Below are 20,081 nucleotides of genomic sequence, written 5' to 3'. Positions count from 1 at the left end.
TCAGTTATCATCGCAAAGCCCGAAGAGTCACTTCTGAACGTGCTGATCTACCTGATTAACAATCGATGGCATGGCATCGTTTACCAGATCGCTGACCACAGCCTCACCATCACAGCTCTCACACGTCGCAGCGAAAACAATCAAAGACGCATCTTTTCTCTCGCTGAAGAAACTGACAACTTGCGCAAACTTTGCACGCCATTGATCTGTTTCCCACAGACCTGCAACGTAATAGCCATAGGCCAGGTGCACCCGTTCTCCGGATGACATACTACGCAAGGTAATTCCCTGAAGCGGACGACCTGAAGGTGAGGCTACTCTGAAGAACTTCTCCGGCATCCATTCCTCGTGATCATAGGTTCGGTTCCAGTATTGAATCAACTCTGCCCTGTGCCGTTGATATTCATAACCGTACACGCCCACAAACAACTGCTGCTCAGGGCCCGAGCCACCGGTAACAGCTTCCCGATCAAAGATGGTCTGGACAAAGACAAAATCAGGGTTTCGTATTTGTGGTTTCCAGCCACTCAATCGGTTGCCAAACAAAGGCGCATATCGTTCAGTATTCAAAGCCAGATCAAACGATTCTGGTGAGGCTTTTATTTCGCCACCAGAAGAAGGCAAAAGCATCAACAACAAAACTGGCAGTGCGGCGGTGGCCGCTACTCCGGACCATACCCGACGGCTTCCATCTTTGCCGACTGCGGATATCTCACGCTCTGGCGTTGGTAACTGTTCCGCGCTGGAGGTTTCCAGTTTTCGACCAATAAAGAATAAAGGCACCAATGTTGCCGCAAATACCCACCAGCCAAAATTATCGTGGTCCCGAATCAGGCTCGTTTCCATATTGGTTTCGTAACCCATATAAATGATCACAAAAACCCGAATCCAGTTCGCTAATAAGGCAAGTCCCACCGCTGTAAGGAAGAAAACAACCCTCGTGCGCAGGCACCTGAAATTCAGTTCGCCATATAACGCAGCCAAAGACTGGCCAACCAGTAGGTACCTCAACCCGGAACATCCGTGCGCTACCTCAAAGGCCCCAACGCCAATCAGATAGACAAAGACCCCTTCCACTTCAAAATTAATATCAAATAAGCCCAGCAGAAGTCGGTTGACCTCAACCGTGATCAGTTGAAGGGTCCAGGACAGGTAATCCCACACCGGGACGGCGAAAAACAAAAGACCGACCGGAATAATAAAGGCTTTAACTTGTTGCCAACCCAGAAAAATGGCAAGCGTACCCAATAACAGCGGTACTACAGTTAACTCCTGCAATGCCTGCACCCGCAGAATATCGCCAAGTGCATACGCTATTAGCGCCAAGCCAAACGGCAACAGCCACAAGGGGTAAAATCCGGTAACCGGTGTCTGCTTCTTTACCGTTCGCGCAACAAGAACAACGGAAACCAGAAGAAGCAACAGACCATGAGAGTAGGATTCATCAAACTTGAACCAGCGGCTGACAATTCCTTCGACGGTGGGCCAGATAAGCAGGAAAAGAGCAGAAAATACTACCAGGAACGGAACTACTGCCTGCACCAAACTCCGATCACGAATCCTTTCAGCGGTCATATGCCCATTTCCCTTACATATAGGTCAATCACAGGGATATTGTGCCTGCACGCAGAGGTTTTTGCCATGACAGAATCCCAACCGGGCCCCAGTCATGAGCGCTCCGACGAACGATTAAAGTACTGCAGCTTTTGAATAAATTGCGGCGTGTTGAGCAGACAGCCATTTACCCTAATGCCCCGACTTAGTTGCGCACAACCAAAGGCATACTTTCGGGCGCCCTCGCATTCACAGCTGTCGCCTTGGCAGGACTACTCGAAAGAGCGCTCGCCAGACAACCGGATCCAGTGGCGCATGCCACATTGCACGAGCAATAGCGCTGCTCGCAACAGACCACTCTCCCACACTGGCAAAATACCGCGCTTTTCGGCAAAAAAACCGAGCCAATCCCCAGCGACGATCACGGATAGAAAGTACATCACCATACCGTTCCAGGAATTTACAAATAATGTTCTCGTTTGCCGCGAAACGCCTGCGTTTGTCGGAGGAAATTTGCTCCGACATCACACGGTACGAAGCAACAATACCTGGCTCATAATGAAAAAGGTATCTAGCTGAAAACCTTAGCCACAGCTCATAATCGTCAGCAACTCCCACTGATGTATCAAATCCACCCATTTCGACAAAACACCGCCGCCGTACCAGAACCGTGGCAATACTCACGCTGTTGTCAGCCAACAGGTACCGCGTAATTCTCCCTGAATACCGCCTCATATTCGCCAGACTGGTAACTTTCCCATCCTCATCGATCATGGCTTCGTCACCGTGGACAATATCAACCTCGGGATTTGCCAGTAGAAAAGCCAACTGTTTTTCCAGCTTATCGGGTGCCCATAGGTCATCTGAATCCAGGAATGCAATATAGTCACCCGATGCGTGCTCAAGGGCATGATTACGGGCATAACTCTGGCCCTGATTTTCCTGGTAGAAGTAGCGTACCCGACTATCAGCAAGATAAGGTTCCAGAACTTCGCGAGTATCGTCATCAGAGCCATCGTCCCAAACGATGAGTTCGAAATCAGAGTGTGTCTGAGCCAAGACGCTCTCGATGGCATCGGGCAGAAACCGGGCTCTGTTATAGGTAGGCGTTACTACGCTAACGGTTGTCATGAAAGCCCCAGCATTCCGCACTGCAGTGACAGCGTCCGTTTCATAGCGAAGCTGGCTCACTTGGCATACACACAATCCGGATTTTCAAGAACTTTGCGGACATTCGCTATTGTTTCTGGGTTCCAGTTGGGCGGGTCCCAGCGTATGTTGGCCTCAATAATCACGGGACCGCTCTCCGTGACCGCAACATCCCATCCCAAAGACCGGATTGGTTTAAAATGCTCGGCATTCTTGATGACCAATTCTTTTGCGGCGCCCCACAGCGGTATCGTGAATTCCCGGAACGTTCGCCCGGTTTTGGGGTGAGAATCAAGCCTGTACCAGACCATATCCGAACTGCGTGTAATCGCTGATTCAAGTTGGCCCGACCCGACATCAATCGGTGCTATAAAATTGCCCAACAAACCGTGCTGAAAGTTGTCAATCGCAGCATCGCCACCGATGACTTTTAAGAAAGCATCAACGATGAAAGCTCTCCCATACTTATCTACATGGGTATAAATTCGTATCGTTTGAAGATGTTTAGTGCCTGAAAAATCGGATAATGCAGAGTGTGACTGAACTCTTTCCTGAATAATCCAGCTCGTCAATTCCGGCAACTCAAACATATATTTGGCTAACGCTTGAACAGAATCGAATTTAAGATCATTTACCTCTATACGGCCTTCAGAAACTAAAGGCACTAATAGGCCGCGACCATAACTGTGTCGGCAAGGTTTAATTACAACCTTATCAAGATCAAACTGGGATATCGTCTCGCTCCACGACTCTATAGTCGGAAGAACCGGATGCCCCGAGGAAATACCAGGCGAACTGCGAAATAGAAGAGCCAGGCATTCGGGTGTGGGTATCGCATTCGCATCGCAGAATGACTGAAAGATCCCTTTATCCTCGGTCACCCAGAACCAGTCTTGAGGGTTGAGACGCGACTGTAAGACAGAGCATGTCCTTTTGCTGAGATATTCCGAGCTCTGACGTGCAGCAGAAGAAAACGCGCCGTAACCAAGTGCCTCCATCGGACGCATCTTGGTTTCCCATGTAAAACGCAAGATATGAAAAAATACAGGTATTTTCCGGCTTCCGTAATATTTACCACAGAGACCAGCAACTCTATATGCCTCTCGGATAAGTAAGAAGTTATCTTTATGTCGCCGCCATAAGTTTTTCATTTAATATCTTCAGGCCTTATTTTTTTTGAAATACCGGAAACTGGAACGAATACTCTGATTTAGATATTTATCATCAAATTCTCGTATAATGTTCTTGGCCACAGAACTCGAAAGAGCTTTTTGTAATGCTTTTTCCATAGATTCATCGCCTTTATCGATCGCAAACCTAAGCAAGTCTTCATACGATGGGCGATAATCTGCCGGCGGGGATAATTTAGCAACATACTCAGCGGAAACAGAACCCTTGAAAGCGCTGGTATTTATGCCAAGTATTTTCAATATTATCATCGTCCTTATGCACTTCAGGCAATGACCACAATTTCTATCCGAATATTTCCAGCAGACGACCAGACTATCGAGCACGGCTTGAGACCGTTCTGCAATTCTTTCAACCTTCTCAGGGCGCTCCAGATCTGCTGTATCGTGGACGATTTCTGTTACCTCGGTCGACCAGAGATGGTCCGTCAAAGGATGTGTTCCCCAGGGACGCAGATCCCGGTAACTATAACTGGTAGGTACGATACACTTTGCTGGTTGCAGCAATAGAGCAACGCTTGCCAGGCAGGCCCCATGACTCCAATGTCGTCCTACGCCGTGAAACTTGTCAAAGTCATAAAAATTCGTTTCTACGGGAATGATTTCCTTGCCGAAGGGAGCACTTAAATTTTCCAGCCTCTGAACGTTAACCGAAAACTCTTCTGGAGAAACGTGAAAGTCAAAACCATTTATGTAGATCAGGTGGCTGATTTCAGTTTCATGGCTAATGAGAGTATAAAGACCATCTACGCCACCCGAGAAAAAACTGCATATCATGTCGCTGGCGGCACGGGGTTCCTCTGCCTGAACTTTCACGGTGAAAGGTCTTAAATCCGACTTCCATGTTCCGAATATGCACTGCAGGCGCTTGAAATTCTCCAGAATACGAGGGGATGCTGTCTTTGAATCTTGTACCTCCAATGTAGTACCAGACTGGGAAGCCACAAAAAACGATGCCGCCAAGAACGGCTCAGCTGAAAGCGCTAGCGAAAGGTGATCAGGAAAGCGATACCAAAGCTTATACCCATCGATTAAGGCAGAAACCTCTATTTGGTTCTCTATTTTACGAGAGGTAATGTTACTAATGATCATATGCCTTGATTAACTCCCTTAGCCAAAATCAACATCATTGTTGCGTCTTTACAAACGGGCAAGTCGATTCAATGATCTCCGTAATCCTTCAGGAAGAAAGGTCTGGGCTCGATAGATTCCCCGCATCAATGGGTTGCGCGCGAACTGAACGGTATAGAACTGGACCGTTTCTCCCTGAAAGCGACTTTTATAAAAACTGTTCTTGCCATAGCCGGCAAGCAGGTCGTAATAACGAATTCTTTCGGTGCCGAAACACTCTTCAATGGCATAACCCAGGTGGAGGGTTCCCAAGGCCACTTTGCGATCGAAGTCCTCCCGAAATCCAGCCTGCAAGTTGTACCTGCTTGAGCCAGCCAGAATATCGTAAAGGACTGATACGGTTTTTCCATCAAATATTAAAGTTGTCAAAGCCAGCTGTTGATTCTCAAGTCGGGCAATGAACTTCTTGTGGAAAGCGACCGCTTTTTCATCGAAACAATTTTTTCCCCATCTGTGCCGGTGGAACTCATTCAAATGCTCGAAGAAACCTGCCACCTCCTGATCGGTGACATGTTTAAGAGCCAGGTCTCCCCTCTTTTGCTTGATATACAAGCGTCGATTATAAAGCTTAAGACGGGTATTCGCTCCAAGTTTACTGAGCCACTCCTGGAACAACCCCTCTGTTGGCACACGCACTCCAACATCTGTGGACCGAGTTACCAGAGCGATTTTTCTGCCCCCGAGTAACAAGCCCTTTTTCCAGCGGGAAAGCTCGGGTAATAATTGATCACATACAACCATCTCATGCCAGTTGAGTCGCGAAACCTCTATCATCAGAGCATCTGTGACTGTCTCCTCCAACCCTTTCCGAATTATAAGGCTTGAATACTCTGTACGGACCGTCGGGCTAATATGCCACGCATTACCAAGATAATGAGCGCGGCGAACTCGCAGTCCAAAAGGAGATGAGTAGTCGTGCAAATAAAACGGCGCAAGGCCTACAAGGCGAGAACTGGCGTCGTAAGCTCCGAAAAGCGCAAGTTCCAGCCCAAGAGCTTTGCCCCACACCTCCCACCAGGAGAAAAGCCAGGGCCAACTCATAAAAAGCGGGTCAGCGTCGCTATTCTCCAACAGATCGCGCCATTGCTCCTGGAGCATGGCAAAATCATCAGTATTAAGGCGATGTACTGAAACATAGGGCTCATTCACACCAGTGTTTGTGTTTGAGCGCATTTTATTGCCTGCCTTTGAGCAAAATTGCGGCCAAGCTGCGCCATGGCACTACGCCACAGGGCCGATACTTAAGCGCAGTGCCGATAGTTCGTATCGCAAGCCACTTTCGTCCCGCCCCCGCGAGATAACGAGCTTTTCGTGAATAAAAGAAGGCAAAAGCTTCGTCAAATTGAGCATCGGTTAAAGCATCGGGATAGCTCTTCCGGAAATCCTTGATGATCGACTCGTTAGTCTCGAAACGAGCCTCTTTATTAGAAGAAATCTGATCCGCCATTACTCGATAATAAGCGAGATACCGGGGAACATATCTGAACTGGTAACGAGATGAAAATTTAAGCCATAGATCATAATCATCCGCCACTTTGCGCTTGCCACTCATCCCCCCCATCTCGTCAAAGCACCTGCGTCGTGCCATCGTCATATTCATGCCAACGCAATTGTCTTTGAGCATTTGGAAAGCAATGTATCCGGAATGTCTTTTTATGTTCTTCCGGCGAAGTTCATTACCCTTTTCGTCGATTGTGATGCCATCTCCATACACAATATCGACATCTGGAGTCTCTTGAAATGCGGCTAATAGTGATTCCAGATGAATTGGTAGCCAGGCGTTATCCGAGTCCAGAAAACAGATAAAATCGCCCCGAGCATGCTTGAGAGCCAGGTTCCGTGCCACGCTCTGACCTTGATTTTCCTGATAGAAATACTTAAAACGGTCATCCTCAAGAAACGGGCTCAGTACTTCCCGGGTATTATCGTTCGAGCCATCATCCACGATGAGATGTTCAAAGTTCTGGTAGGTCTGATCCAAAACGCTTTGCACAGCCTCTGCGATAAAGTCCGCACGATTGTAGGTCGGCGTAATAATACTGATCAGGGGCTTGTCGTTTAACATTCCGCTATTCTCGCTTGAAGCTTGATTCAAATACGTGCTCAAGGCATCCACCTTTCTGCATGGGCCCTGCACGATTTCCATTGTTCCTGGTTCCATTTTGGAAAGAAATTCAGTTTTTCCCGCCCTGGGATGTCAACAGAAACGTGATAAATCAGTTTGAAACTCTCATTACAAGCCATTGAGTTTCTTACCGAACTGAGATTATTAACGCCGACAAAGCTTACCGACTGTGCAAAGCCATGCTCCGCCAAGAAGTGCTTGCGATGCAAATCAAGAAATCTTTGCAGGCAATGACCACGATACTCCGGCTTTACGTAACTCAGGTGGAGGAGACCCGAATTTTCCTGGGAGAGTGGGAGCTGCGCAAAGGAAGGCCACAGGCTCTTCCTTCCCAATGAAACCCAGCTCATTGCCACATACTGGTTTTCATGCTCTGCAACAATGCATTTATCTTCACGGTCAGAAGTGAGCGCCAGATTTCTCTTTATAGCCTGATCTGTCGAGCCGAAATAATCGCCCTCTTTGCAGAGATCTATCAACGATTCATCTTCTGAAGGTTTTTCAACGATTTTGAACTTGGCGGACAGGCTTTCAGGGGAAGCACCCGAGTATTGCGCCAAGAGTTCGCGTTTTAATGAATCAGAAAACAGAAAATAGGCATCCAGATCAAACTGAAATGCCCGACGAAAAATACGACCTACTGCGCTCATGTGCGGTGCTTCCTGGAAAGCGTTTTTTTCAGATGTACCCGAAACGGTTTTCTGTCCCGCCAATCAAAATACAAAAACTGAAAATGGCGAGCAGCACCTAGCGCTCTGATTAATTGAAAGCCAGCCTTTAGCAGCCCTTTTGATTTGGCGTACCTGTACGCTGACAACTCATCTATCCAAAAACAATTCCTCTTTGCCTTTTTAGCAATACGGCACTCCCTCTGAAGTCCCAAGGAATTTATTACCAGAGCCGCTGTTGGGTTATTTTCATCACTCAAAGCTACGCCAGATTGATAGTCATTTCGTCCCACCGTTGGCTCTGTGACGAGAAACTTCCCGGTTCTTGAGTCACGTTTAAACTCGATAGACCCGAGACCTGTCATTTCCAACTTGCCGGCAATGGTTCTTGCCAGCGAAATCAACTGAGGTTCTTCAATTAAACGGCATACGGCTGTAGACCCACCCAGAGGCGGCCATTGCCATACCTTCTGGCCAGCGTATTCGGCAAGCACCACGCCGTTCTCATCAAAAGCAAAAAGTACGAAAAAAACCTCTGTGTCTCCTCCGGGAATCCATTCCTGGAGAATATAGCGATCCGAAAGGCTAAATGGGTCTGAAGACTCTACAAGCTCGTGCAACTCTTGTTTTGAGTTCAACAAGAAAAACTTCTTATTCTTATGCACACCATCCCACGCGGATGTGCGCACCAACGGTTTCAATATGCAGGGAAAACTTAAATTCGCCGCCAAGCTTTTCAGACTTTCAAGGCTGTTCACAATTTCGGATTGCGGCACGTCAACTTCATTCTCAATCGCCCATTGATGGAATAGTGTTTTATCCATCATTATTGCTCCCTTTCCCTGAGGCGGGATGGGCACAGTAAAATATCGGCCTAGTTCTTCATTCACCGCCCAGGCAGAGATTACGTGGCTATCCTGTGAAAAAAGTAATATGGAGCGCTCGGGGAATTCCGCCCCTTTGGCTTTTTCGATCAGCGCCTCAAGCTGTTCATCCGGGCTGCCGGGCAAATAAATCAATTGATCCCAGTACCCGGACTGAATTGAAGCTGCTTCTCTTTCCTGAAAAACACCACAAACCGTAACCTGCAAGCTTCTTAACGCGCGCGCAGTAGTAAGACCGGTGGGAGTATCTGCCCCGGTAATGATCACTAACGGACAGTCAGGCATTCACGTTAACCCATTTGAAGAGATAAGGTTCGCACTGTCTTTGTTAGCCAACCAGGCCTGAAGCATCAAAATACCCCACAACTCGGAACTGTAGTCCTCTCGACCTGATAGATGTTCGCGCCAAACCTGCCGAACCATGTCTGCCTTCCAATACCCCTGCTCACGCAATCTGGCCGGCTCCAGCAACTCTTCCGCCCACTCTCGCAACCCACCTCTCAGCCAGGCCCCTACCGGAACGGCAAAGCCCTGCTTCGGCCGATCAATCATCTCCCTTGGCACATGGCGATAAAGCACGGACCGGAGAACCTGTTTACCAATATTTCCATTCATATTTAAGGAGACAGGCAGCCCCATGGCAAATGACACTACCCTGTGGTCCAACATGGGAATACGGGTTTCCAGGCTGCAGGCCATCGCCGCGCGGTCCACTTTAGTCAGAATATCATCTGGCAGGTACCAATTCAGATCGCGCCACATCAGGGTTTTCAGCTCATTGTCGCTGACCTGGTCCGGAAGTGGTCCCGTAAGCCCGTAATCACTCTCACCTGGTTCTACCAGTGCCATGCCCGGATCAGCCCAGAGAGACACAGATTGCCGATAGAACTCAGACAGACTCCTTGCAGAAGCAATGGCTCTGGCCCGGGCGATACGAAACTGAATTGCTTCCACACTGCGCCCTTTCTGAGACGGAACCAGGGCCCTTATCGCGTGGGCGGTCAAACCGGATGGCAAACGACCGGAGAGGCTTTTGAGGCGTGATCCAAGCGAACCACGCCGTTGCCAACCACGCAACATGCTGGGATAACGCGTATAGCCACAAAAAAGCTCGTCACCGCCATCACCCGACAATGCCACCGTTACGTGTTTGCGAGTCATCTCACTAACGAGATACGTAGGTAACTGGGAGGAGTCCGCAAACGGTTCGTCGTATATCTGTGGCAAAGACGGCACCAACTCCCTTGCATTCTGCTCTGTTACATATAATTCCGTATGATTCGTGCCCAGATGATTCGCGACCGCCGCCGCATGCTCAGCTTCATTGAACCCGTCTTCATTGAAACCAATGCTGAACGTCCTGACAGGCTGGCTTGCCTGCTTCTGCATCAGCGCCACAATGGTGGAAGAATCCACGCCACCGGACAAAAACGCTCCCAAGGGGACGTCCGAAACCATCTGATCACCGACCACTTCCTCCAGTAATTGTTCGAGATGGGAAGAGGCGCCTTCAAAAGTCCACTCCCGGTCAGATGAAAACTGACTTTCAAGATGCCAATAGAGAGCGGGGGCAGGCAGTTTTCCGGGCTCCAGCTTAGTCAGATCCAGACTGATGAATGACGCAGGAGGCAGTTTATTGATACCGGTATAGATCGAGTGAGGTGCTGGAATGAAGTTGTGGCGCAGCAATAGCGGCAAAGCACCACGATTAACTTCACCTTTCCAGGATGGATGACAGGTAAGGGCCTTGAGTTCCGAACCGAACAGAAGCGTGTGCCCCTGCCAGCCATAGTACAACGGCTTTTCTCCCATCCGGTCCCGGGCAAGATATAGCTTGCGTTGGTGTCTGTCTGCCAAGGCAAAGGCAAACATCCCGTTAAAGCGACCCAATGCCTGCCCCACCCCCCATGCCTCAAAGGCGGCAAGCATGACTTCTGTATCGGAATGGCCACGAAACCGGGCACCAAGTGTTTCCAGTTCCGCTTTCAGCCTACGGAAATTATAGATCTCACCGTTAAAGGATATAACGTAACGACCGGATTCGGATGCCATGGGTTGGGCACCAAGTTCAGACAGGTCGATAATGGAAAGACGGCGATGAACCAGCCCCAAACGCAACTCCCCGTCAAACCAGACACCTCCCGCATCCGGCCCCCTGTGCCGAATAGCCTGCCCCATTGCACTCAGTACTGATTCAGTTTGGCTTCTGCTGCCCAGCAACTCAGGGCCAGCAAATCCCGCAAAACCACACATTCTGAAAACTCCCTTTCTTATACACTTTTCCTGAAACGCTCAGGCAAAAGCCGCATCAGTACGTCACGTTCTTCCTTCCGAATGGAAATACACCAGTACAATACGCCATACACCACCACAGACACTACAACGGCCGCGATAATATCCAGATAGCTGTTCAGCCCGTGCTCAATCCGCCACCACGCCAAGCCTCCGCCCATAGCCGCTACCGGAATAATGGCCGGCAAGATCGCATGCTTCACATACTGAAGCATCGTGATTCCTAAATTATCAGAAACTACCTTTAGGAATATTGGCGTTACGACAAACACAGGCAATACCGAACCCAACGCAGCACCGATAACACCGTACTCCAGAACCAGCCAGATGCTAAGGCCCAGATTGAAAAGCGCCGCGGGAGGCGCCACCTTCGCAAAAATAACGTGTTTGTTAATCGCGGTCAGATAACGACTGGCAAACGGATTGAGCTTTGGAACGCCCATGTAGACCACGAGGAGACCAAGAATTGCATCGACCAGGGCTGGATCAAACTGACCGCTCATCCAGATGGCAATAAAAGGCCCTCCTATGAGAGCGATGCCAACCCCCATCGGTACAACCAAAGCCACCAAAAATTTGCTAGCCAGAAGATAAACAGTTTTACTTTTTTCCTGCTCACCCCTTGCATCAAGGTCACTGAATAATGGCATGAAGGTATGACTCAATGTCATACTTATTGTTGCCATATAAGTTACCAGTGTAGCCGGTATCGTATACACAGGAATCATTGCCGGGCTCATAAGTGTGCCGATAATAATCCTATCGGACATTTTCTCCACTTTTCCAGCTGCACCCTGAATAAACGATTTAAAACCAAAAATCAGCATCTCTCTCAACTTTTGGCGAGAAAAGAGACTCAAATTCGGATAGATGGCGCCTACCATTGGCCGCATAAGTATGACCGAAAAAAGTATTAGTTTTATTAAGGTCGTGACGGCTGCCAAAAAAGCCAAGAGCGCCAATCCATTGGCCGGGTTCATGTAGTTGTATGCCAGAACAGAAATAAATATGATGGAAAAAATATTTATAATATTTTTTAAATAATAACGCTGAAGACCCTCAAGAAAACTCTCACAAACAAAGCCCGGGAATAAAAACATTAGCTGAGCACCTACCAGCAAAAGAAACAATGTGTACTTGGTATCTTCCTCCATACCTTGCGGGTTAAGTATTTCGGGGAAGGACAGCGCCCAAATCCAGAAAAACAAACCAAGAACTACTCCAACCAACGTCATAAATACCAGGCTGGTCCCGTAGACCGTCAATAAAGACTGGCGGTCGTTTTGGGCATTATGCAAAGACGCGAACCGGCTCACAGTTGGGCGCATGCCTAAGTCCAGCATTCCCATATACCCGACAAGCGCAAGCACCATCTCTCGCAGGCCATAGTCGTGGTGCCCCATCAGTTTCAGATAAATCGGCGCCATAATGAATGTTGCCACCATGCTGACTACAAGCTGAGCAACATTGGACCCGGTATTAACTAAAACTCGTTTTAACATTAATTAAACAGCCTTCGTTAAGCGATTCTTGGCGGCAACTGTCACGTATAACTCGGCGAGATGTTGGACGGGCCGTTCAATACCAAATCGCTTTACGGCGATTGGCTGATAGGCCTCGAAACGTGATCTTCGACGCCCGATGTCCTGAATCTCTGCCACCAAAACGTCTGCCAGTGCCGGGGCATTCCCGACCGGAACCTGAACCGCCGGACTGCCGTCAAGCACTTCCCGGAGGCCAATAGCGTTACTACCAACCACGGGTACCCCGGCTGATAACGCCTCCATGGCAAGAAGTCCGCACGCTTCCCATCGAGACGGCATGGCAACCAGGTCGACGCCTCTCAAGGCACCTGGCATGTCGTCCGTTTGGGGCATCTGATGGAAATAGTCTCCCAGTCCTAACGTCTCAAGATAGGCATAGTCTTCCCGAATAAAGCCCCCCCAGCCAAATGTCACGACATGAGGCATTGGAGCGTCCTTCATCTGCCTGTGAACAATATCCATGGCATCCACCAGAATTTTAAATCCCTTGGGGCTCATGAAGCGCCCAAAAAAGCCGATCAATGGCGCCTCGTCAGGCAAACCAATATCTTTCCTGATATCCAGCGCTTTTCCGGTCTGAAAAAACTCTGCATCGATACCATGAAGAATGGGATGGATTCGCTCGTCGGGAACTCCGGGAAAAAATTCCAGGAAATTACGCTTCGCATCCTCCGTTACTGTATGCACCGCAGTGATTCGGTTAAACAGTTGCCCCATCAATAGACGTTTTACACGGCCCTTGAACCCGACAAACAAAGGCGCGGTAAACATATCATGCCCTGTCATGAGATGAGGCACAGGGTTGCCAGTTAACGCCACCTGAGATAGCAATCCGGCTGAAAAACCATGGGAATGCACAAGATCGTACTCGTGCTTGCGGGCCAGTTGACGTACCTGCTTCATGAAATTGGCTTTACCTGGACAGGCAGCGACTACCTCAATACGGCCTGACGGGAGGACTGTTGATAGAAAATCCGCTAACTCACCGTTATCTGGGGCGACAAGGGTAAAACTAAAACCCTCGAAAACCGGCTGCCCGTACACGTACCGAAAGAAAGTGCGTATGCCACCTCCAGGCTGCAACGCAGTCATCAGAATCTTCACTGACTTACAACTCCTTTCACAAGTGCTCCTAACGCCAGGTCTTCAGTGGGGCCGCTATCCTAATTGACCTTTTCCTGGCCAGAAAGCACCTTCAATGCACGAGCCGGATCAAGCACTCCCGCTTTTAACAGGTGCCCAATAGCAGTAACCCGTTGGTTCTCGCGCCAGCACACCTGGGCCATTCTGAAGTTAAGCAAAGCGCGGCGCTTTCGAACGGTGGACTTGTTATAGGAGTATCGACTCTGCGCACGGCGAAGTATTTCAAAACCATTCAGCCATCGTTTCCTCTGGCCTTTCGTGCTAATCGAGTCATTGTGGCGGCGATATTGGAAAACCTTGACTGGAATGAATGCCAACGTGGTTGCCTCCGCAACCCGAATCAGCATATCGTGATCCTGGGCGGCTCGAAACTCTTCCTCAAATCCTCCAATCTGATCATAAACTGAGCGGCGCACCAGTGAGTTCACGGGCAAAGAGAAATAACAATCCAGCAATACCGCGTTCGGATCATTCGGTTCGATGTGGTCTGGCGAGTGAATGTTATAAAGCCAATGCCCATTCTCATCGACCGCTTCACCCATTCCATAAACCAGCCCCACTTCGGGATGCTTCTGAAGGAAGTCCACTTGAGCGCTAAGCTTCCCAGGCAGGAAAATATCATCGCTATCGAGGATGGCTATCAGCTCTCCGGATGCATTATCGAGTGCTCGATTCAATGCGGCTGATTGTCCACGGTTTGCGTGGCCTGGATGGGTTAGAAGCTTGAGTTCTCCCCTCTGCGCATAGTCTTCAAGAATCTCATAGGTTCCATCGGTAGAGCCGTCATCCACGACAATCAACTCTACCTGGGGGTAGTCCTGAAAAAGTACCGACTCCACGGTTTCTCTGATATACGCGGCTCGGTTGAAGGCCGGCACCAACACGGAAACTAACATCTTCCCTGAACCGTTCATTTTTCTACCTGCTATCGGCTGGTTATTCTTTAAAATACGATCAAAAACATAACACCAAGATCCTATTCTTCAAGACGACATACGAAACGCTGATAATTGTTTCCTGGCACCTTTGAGATCTAATGGGACAGGCGATCGCGAAACCCACGATCACCTTATACGTTCGGCCAAAGGATAGCGGGACGTGACCTTGCTTCGATGACTGCTCTTACCTTCTGTTTGATCGCTAAATCCATTCTGTTCCAGTGCAACCAATCGCCCGAACGCAATCACCAGGCCACCAAAGAGATACCAGTAGTATTGGGACAACCCCCAGTAATTCAGGCTATATACAGCGTACATCCAGAACACCGCAATAAGACATTTATTTAACCGGGAATAATAACATTGGACTTGCTTGGTCAGGACCTGGAATTGCGACCGGACAACGGACAGCTTCCGAGCGATCTGATAGAGAAACCATAGAAAAATCACAAACCCGATCAGCCCCAACTCAATCATCAGCTCCGCGTAGAGGTTATGACTGGCCTTGGTTCTACCCAGTTTATGAAACTTCGCTTCCGGCGTTGTTCCAAGGCCATGGCCCACCACAGGTCGAGTAAGACCTAGCTTGAACTCTCCTACCATTCCCCTCAGACGACCTTCTGCCGTTGCTGCTCCTTTTGTATCACTATCCACTAGAGACAGATAACGGTCTTTCTGAATCGGCGTCATAACACTAAAGGCTGCAACCACAAGGACAACAGCCATAACGATCAACCCCATCTTATGTCGCGATTCCTTGAACACCAGAAACGCAACAACCAGAAGCGCTATAAAGGCCCCCCTGGACATGGTCAGAATCAACGCATAGAACATCGCTGGCATAATAGCCATATATAAACACTTGGATTTCCACCCCATAGGCCACAACAGGTAATGGAGGAACGGAATGGCGGTAACAATCACAAAACCCAGTTCGTTGGGGTTGATGACATCCGCGGGAGCGCCTGCCAGTCGTGCAGCAAAATCTCCTCCACCAAGATGCGTGGCGCTTCCCCAATACCCTTGTGTCACATGGAGGAAAAGTGGTTCCAATGTACGAAACACCTGGCAGAACACGAAAACACCAACGAACCACTTCAATCGCCGCTCGGTGTCTATGATCAGGGCAGTGAAAAACAGGAAGACAACTGCTTTAATGAAAGGATCAATACTGCCCCGCACCACACTGCCAGGCCACTCAACCAACGGCAGGCTGAAGACGATATACCCCAACAACACAAAAATCGACTTGAAAATCGGATCTTCAAACCGACCTTTCAGTTTGTTCCGTTGAGCGAATAAAAGAAGGCTGATGAAAGCGACCACGAGCAATGTCGGCCTGAGGGAACCATAACCCGGGATTCGAGCGGGAAACCGAAGGAAAAAGTCCAGAATAAAATACAGGTACATGGCAAAAGTGAACTGACTTACGGTCCGTACGCTCAAGCCTGGCCAGCCAGTCGTCTGTTCTTTATAGCCGCCGGTCGCCATCACACCCTGTTTCATATCACTGAGGCGCCGGGTTGAAGGCAGTAGTTCCGTCGCATCCGATGCCCAAGTAATTCGACGCCGGATACGGCCTTGTAAAACTGAAACATGTTATCGCCACTCGCGTGCCTTCGCATCAGATACCTCTCGTTTACACCCAGTGCATCGGGGAATGCCGTAACGGCACCAAGAAAACCGGCTTCTTGTACCAATGCAGGAAGAAAGTCCTGGACGTCCTCCGGTTGGCCGTTCGGATAGCAAAAGGTGCGATTTTTCTCGCCGAGATGTTGATTCAGAGCATCACGACAACCAAATATTTCATCCCTTGCCTGAGCTTTGGTGACTCGGCCCAGGGAGGGATGGGTCACCGTATGCCCACCAATCTCAATTCCGGCGCTCTGCATTTGCCGTAACTCATCCCAGCTCAGCGGCGCAAAAGCTTTTGGTATCATGTCTGGCAAAGTTACCTGAAGCGCCTCTGCCAGAGATGAGATAAATTTATGTTTTTGATCGTCGGGCAGAGAAAGGGCATGTTCAACCCATTGTTTCCAAAGTTCACCGCGCAGAACACTATCAATAACTCCGGCTTTTATGGGAACGGCACCAATACTGATTTCCCTATCAATTCGCGTTACCTGCTCCAACATCCAGGTAATCTTGTCTGGCCATAACCACAATCGCCTTTCTATAAAACCTGTGGTCGCAAAGAGAGTGGCCGGAACACTGTAGCGCTGAAGAACAGGAAACGCGTACTCGTAAAAATCCCGGTAGCCGTCATCTACCGTAATGACAACCGCATTCGAAGGCATTCGGCCATGGTTACGTTGATACTCCATCAACCCTGCCAATGAATAAGGCGTGTAATGCTGCCGGATATACCTGACTTGCTCTTCAAAATACTCGGGGCTCGCCCAGCCCTTCAAAGGGGCACTGGAGAAACGATGGTACATAAGGATACGGGGCTGATTCTTACAGATCAGCCGAGCAATCTGGTAGCCACCCAATGGACCAAGTGTGCGGACTGTTTTTGAGGACATACCCATCAACTGGTACTCCCCGGGTGCGTTAGCTTTTCATAGATATCCTGATGCCTGGCCACCATAGCCTCCATACTGAAACGTTCCCTGGCACTGATGAGGGCATTGTCGCCGATCCGCTGGCGCAATTCACTATTATCACTCAACATCCGCAGATGGTTTGCCAAAACCTCGACATCACCGCAAGGGTACAAGAAGCCGGTCTCACCATCCTCGACTGCTTCCGGGTTACCCCCAACTCTGCTGCAGACCACGGGCAGGCCCGCCTGCATGTACTCAACAATAGCATTGGAGAACCCTTCAGACTCTGAGCACAACAGCCCGATATCCAGAGCCTTGAGACAAGCTTTTACATCAACCCTGGGACCAAGGAAATGCACCTTTTCAGCAACGCCTAGCTCCGAAGCAAGAAGACGAAGATTGGTTTGATCACCGTCGCCAATCAAAATCAGATGCAGATCATGATTGCCTGAGCGAAGCTGGCCAACAGCCCCGATGGCATCTTCCAAACGCTTGATCGGCCTGATATTCGCCACCAGCCCGGCAAACAGAGCGTCCGGATGTTTTCTTCGAAGTTCTGCAAGGTCGGCAGGTAGTTCATGATTCGTTTCTCGCCCAGAGTATCCATTATAGATAACATGAATCCGTGACAGGTCGAGCCACTCAGAGCTCGCTGTTATTTGCCGAACTGCTTCGCTGTTTGTTATCGCAGCGGAAACGAACCGCCCGGTCACAGCGAGCATGGAACGATAGACCGGTGTGTACCAGTAGCCCATGTCCCGCCTGCTGATAATGGTTTTAATACCATTCAGGCGAAATACCGGTGGGCAAATGACGGAAGGATCGTTAAAAAACACATGCGCAAGGCGAACTCCGGACGCCCGGAACTTACGGGCCATTTTCCAAAGCTCTGTCCAGGTACTGGGAGAAAACAAGCGTGTGCTTCCCAATACATGGTACTCACAGGGAAAGCCGTTTTTTTGCAGATATTCGGAATCCCGAAATACCAGAAGAGTCGGCTCATACCTGGACCTATCCAATCCGTTTATCAGATTGAACATCTGTCCTTCTGTGCCAGCGTTGGGATTGCGAAAGTGGTCAATTACAAAAAGAATTGGCTTGGGTAATTCCTGCTGCGGCATTAAAAGTGCTTCCTGCTGAGACGTCTTGGCTAAAACTCTGTCCCGGATCCTCTAAGATTCAATCATAACAGGCATCGTCCTAGCTCAACCCTATACGCTAAAGGATAACAAAAGTGGGGATGCCTGTACCGCATTACTCTTACTCAAGTGGATCTGCCAAGGCGAAAACCGTAAATTGCATGTTTTTGCAATTTTTGCCACCTACCCCCCCCTGCGACATACCGTTTATTCAAAAATTGACTGCCAGCTCAATTATGTAATAGCCGTTATTCAACGGAGAGTGGCGTTTTGGCTGGCGGCGCCTTACAGTCTTCACAAATTTCATATCCACGAGAATTGACATTTCCATGTTTATCAAAAACATATAAATAAAGACCGTGTAAATTTTCTCTACCACTAAACTGACCCAAGAATAGTGACACCTCTATTTCGTTATCCTTCCACGAAACAGGCCTCTGTAGCTCATAGTTTTTCAGATCACTGAAAACTGCGGCGTCACCAATCAAAACCCTTTGGACAGTTTTATCAAAGTAAATGTCATCAATTTCACCTTCTTGCAACTTCCCTACTTTCCCATTCAATCCCAATCCAGCAATCGTTGGACTCCATTTCCCCATTTGGTCTAACGAAGGATCAAATTCGAAACTGGAAAAGTTCTCGCCATTGAGGAAAAGTCTGACTCGACCCTTGACAGTATCTAGTTCAAGTTCTAAATGATTCCACTGCCCGGCGTTGAGCGGTGTATTCTCCCAATTTACGACGCCCGATACGTTGTTATGAGAAGATAGCGTTTGATGCATTTGTGTCCAGGAAAGCCGGATACCGTCACCTCCGTTTGGATCCTCCCAAATTCGGGCGAGTTTTTGCGAGCCAGGCGTTTCATATCCGGATCCAGATCCTTTCCGAGATTCGGAAGGGAATATTGTAGTAGCACCTGATAGTGCGCCCTTGATGCGCTTGCCTTTTAAGGAGTTTGAGCCCAACCCTGGAAACACTGCATTGATCAATCCGTCTCGGTCTATTCCAATATAGGTACCCTCATACCCACCTTCAACCAACAACGTTTCCATTCCCTTGAACGTTCCGTTAATGGATTCAGCAGTAAAAGCCCAATAAGAACCAGGATCGAACTTCGGCTTATACCACCACGACAAATAAAGCTGCCGGTTGTCAACAGACGTATTGGTGCCTCCATATGCATTAGGCCACCCAAGAAAGTTGTTTTCACCCTCAAAATAGTAATGTGAGCTTGATGCAGAGTGTCTCGAAGCACGACTTGTATCAACATCAATATTCAGACTGGATTTTTCCCACAAACTTTCATTGGAGTCAGACGAACGAAGCACGACTTGAGCGGCATCGACTGCCGAGTGAAGAGCGCTCAGTTGACCATTTTCATAGGCAACTTCCACTCTATCTACCAAAACCGGTGCCGCTTGGCTTTTAGTACCGAAACCGCTTCCGTACACTAAAATATTTTTGGTTCCGCTCTGGATATTTTCGACTAATGCAGAAGAAGAGATTTCCGGTTCAGCGTATGCTGGCAACCAAAAGGCCGAAAAAGCCAATAAAATCAAAGGAGCTTTAGTCCTGTTAAATTTTCTAAAAAGCATACTTTTCTCCAGAGGTTGTTATCATCCTCAGGTTATCACCTTGCTGCCCAATTACCCTCTCCTGATCCGCATAGCCACAAACACACAACAAATATTTACGTAAAGCGCCGGATCATGTCAGAGCCAATAATTTGACCATTGCTAACCATCGTACCACCTGATAGGAAAATATTATGCTAAGATTAA

At 48.8% G+C, this 20,081-nt stretch carries 16 protein-coding genes; all 16 read right to left on the bottom strand.

All coding sequences use genetic code 11. The annotated features are described in order from the left end of the window. Positions 1-27: 27 nt before the first annotated feature. A complete protein-coding gene (gene xrt, locus KO499_RS17560; RefSeq protein ID WP_215985046.1) occupies positions 28-1,575 on the bottom strand; it encodes an exosortase in 1,548 nt (515 codons plus the stop codon). Between the two features lie 228 nt (positions 1,576-1,803). After that, complete coding sequence (locus KO499_RS17555) at positions 1,804-2,685, bottom strand: glycosyltransferase (RefSeq protein ID WP_215985045.1); 882 nt, start codon at positions 2,683-2,685, stop codon at positions 1,804-1,806. Between the two features lie 56 nt (positions 2,686-2,741). Continuing rightward, positions 2,742-3,854 carry a sugar-transfer associated ATP-grasp domain-containing protein gene (locus KO499_RS17550; RefSeq protein ID WP_215985044.1) on the bottom strand — a complete coding sequence of 371 codons (1,113 nt, stop codon included), beginning with the start codon at positions 3,852-3,854 and terminating at the stop codon, positions 2,742-2,744. A gap of 9 nt (positions 3,855-3,863) precedes the next feature. Beyond that, positions 3,864-4,982, bottom strand: coding sequence for a hypothetical protein (locus KO499_RS17545; RefSeq protein ID WP_215985043.1), 1,119 nt, complete (start codon positions 4,980-4,982; stop codon positions 3,864-3,866). 48 nt (positions 4,983-5,030) lie between these two features. Beyond that, positions 5,031-6,194 carry a GNAT family N-acetyltransferase gene (locus tag KO499_RS17540; protein ID WP_215985042.1) on the bottom strand — a complete coding sequence of 388 codons (1,164 nt, stop codon included), beginning with the start codon at positions 6,192-6,194 and terminating at the stop codon, positions 5,031-5,033. 1 nt (position 6,195) lies between these two features. Further along, entirely contained in the window at positions 6,196-7,167 is a 972-nt protein-coding gene (locus KO499_RS17535; protein WP_228340032.1) for a glycosyltransferase, read from the bottom strand. Then, complete coding sequence (locus KO499_RS17530) at positions 7,125-7,796, bottom strand: hypothetical protein (protein WP_215985041.1); 672 nt, start codon at positions 7,794-7,796, stop codon at positions 7,125-7,127. Before KO499_RS17530 ends, KO499_RS17535 begins: the two co-directional genes overlap by 43 nt. Continuing rightward, positions 7,793-8,983, bottom strand: coding sequence for a hypothetical protein (locus KO499_RS17525; protein ID WP_215985040.1), 1,191 nt, complete (start codon positions 8,981-8,983; stop codon positions 7,793-7,795). Before KO499_RS17525 ends, KO499_RS17530 begins: the two co-directional genes overlap by 4 nt. Then, on the bottom strand, positions 8,984-10,951 hold the full coding sequence (gene asnB / locus KO499_RS17520) for an asparagine synthase (glutamine-hydrolyzing) (protein WP_215985039.1): 1,968 nt from the start codon (positions 10,949-10,951) through the stop codon (positions 8,984-8,986). Between the two features lie 17 nt (positions 10,952-10,968). Further along, positions 10,969-12,492, bottom strand: a complete 1,524-nt coding sequence (locus KO499_RS17515; RefSeq protein WP_215985038.1) for a lipopolysaccharide biosynthesis protein — start codon at positions 12,490-12,492, stop codon at positions 10,969-10,971. Between the two features lie 3 nt (positions 12,493-12,495). Beyond that, positions 12,496-13,626, bottom strand: a complete 1,131-nt coding sequence (locus KO499_RS17510) for a glycosyltransferase family 4 protein (RefSeq protein ID WP_228340084.1) — start codon at positions 13,624-13,626, stop codon at positions 12,496-12,498. A 71-nt stretch (positions 13,627-13,697) separates the two neighbouring features. Then, positions 13,698-14,591 (bottom strand): glycosyltransferase, encoded by an 894-nt coding sequence (locus KO499_RS17505; RefSeq protein ID WP_228340031.1) that lies wholly within the window; start codon positions 14,589-14,591, stop codon positions 13,698-13,700. 150 nt (positions 14,592-14,741) lie between these two features. Then, the gene (locus tag KO499_RS17500) at positions 14,742-16,121 is read right to left on the bottom strand and encodes an O-antigen ligase family protein (RefSeq protein ID WP_228340030.1); all 1,380 of its coding nucleotides are present in this window, start codon (positions 16,119-16,121) and stop codon (positions 14,742-14,744) included. Continuing rightward, on the bottom strand, positions 16,118-17,146 hold the full coding sequence (locus tag KO499_RS17495; RefSeq protein ID WP_215985036.1) for a polysaccharide deacetylase family protein: 1,029 nt from the start codon (positions 17,144-17,146) through the stop codon (positions 16,118-16,120). Before KO499_RS17495 ends, KO499_RS17500 begins: the two co-directional genes overlap by 4 nt. Further along, a complete protein-coding gene (locus tag KO499_RS17490) occupies positions 17,146-18,282 on the bottom strand; it encodes a glycosyltransferase (RefSeq protein WP_215985035.1) in 1,137 nt (378 codons plus the stop codon). Before KO499_RS17490 ends, KO499_RS17495 begins: the two co-directional genes overlap by 1 nt. Positions 18,283-18,548: 266 nt before the next feature. Beyond that, a complete protein-coding gene (locus tag KO499_RS17485; protein ID WP_215985034.1) occupies positions 18,549-19,895 on the bottom strand; it encodes a hypothetical protein in 1,347 nt (448 codons plus the stop codon). Between the last annotated feature and the right edge of the window lie 186 nt (positions 19,896-20,081).

It is taken from the genome of Marinobacter sp. F3R08, assembly GCF_018860425.1.
Taxonomy (GTDB): domain Bacteria; phylum Pseudomonadota; class Gammaproteobacteria; order Pseudomonadales; family Oleiphilaceae; genus Marinobacter.
This window is presented reverse-complemented; position numbering and strand designations above follow the sequence as displayed.

Excerpts from the sequence above, each read along its gene's own strand:
- xrt (WP_215985046.1), bottom strand. The coding sequence starts at position 1,575 with ATGACCGCTGAAAGGATTCGTGATCGGAGTTTGGTGCAGGCAGTAGTT.
- KO499_RS17555 (WP_215985045.1), bottom strand. The coding sequence starts at position 2,685 with ATGACAACCGTTAGCGTAGTAACGCCTACCTATAACAGAGCCCGGTTT.
- KO499_RS17550 (WP_215985044.1), bottom strand. The coding sequence starts at position 3,854 with ATGAAAAACTTATGGCGGCGACATAAAGATAACTTCTTACTTATCCGA.
- KO499_RS17545 (WP_215985043.1), bottom strand. The coding sequence starts at position 4,982 with ATGATCATTAGTAACATTACCTCTCGTAAAATAGAGAACCAAATAGAG.
- KO499_RS17540 (WP_215985042.1), bottom strand. The coding sequence starts at position 6,194 with ATGCGCTCAAACACAAACACTGGTGTGAATGAGCCCTATGTTTCAGTA.
- KO499_RS17535 (WP_228340032.1), bottom strand. The coding sequence starts at position 7,167 with ATGGAAATCGTGCAGGGCCCATGCAGAAAGGTGGATGCCTTGAGCACG.
- KO499_RS17530 (WP_215985041.1), bottom strand. The coding sequence starts at position 7,796 with ATGAGCGCAGTAGGTCGTATTTTTCGTCGGGCATTTCAGTTTGATCTG.
- KO499_RS17525 (WP_215985040.1), bottom strand. The coding sequence starts at position 8,983 with ATGCCTGACTGTCCGTTAGTGATCATTACCGGGGCAGATACTCCCACC.
- asnB (WP_215985039.1), bottom strand. The coding sequence starts at position 10,951 with ATGTGTGGTTTTGCGGGATTTGCTGGCCCTGAGTTGCTGGGCAGCAGA.
- KO499_RS17515 (WP_215985038.1), bottom strand. The coding sequence starts at position 12,492 with ATGTTAAAACGAGTTTTAGTTAATACCGGGTCCAATGTTGCTCAGCTT.
- KO499_RS17510 (WP_228340084.1), bottom strand. The coding sequence starts at position 13,626 with ATGACTGCGTTGCAGCCTGGAGGTGGCATACGCACTTTCTTTCGGTAC.
- KO499_RS17505 (WP_228340031.1), bottom strand. The coding sequence starts at position 14,591 with ATGAACGGTTCAGGGAAGATGTTAGTTTCCGTGTTGGTGCCGGCCTTC.
- KO499_RS17500 (WP_228340030.1), bottom strand. The coding sequence starts at position 16,121 with ATGAAACAGGGTGTGATGGCGACCGGCGGCTATAAAGAACAGACGACT.
- KO499_RS17495 (WP_215985036.1), bottom strand. The coding sequence starts at position 17,146 with ATGGGTATGTCCTCAAAAACAGTCCGCACACTTGGTCCATTGGGTGGC.
- KO499_RS17490 (WP_215985035.1), bottom strand. The coding sequence starts at position 18,282 with ATGCCGCAGCAGGAATTACCCAAGCCAATTCTTTTTGTAATTGACCAC.
- KO499_RS17485 (WP_215985034.1), bottom strand. The coding sequence starts at position 19,895 with ATGCTTTTTAGAAAATTTAACAGGACTAAAGCTCCTTTGATTTTATTG.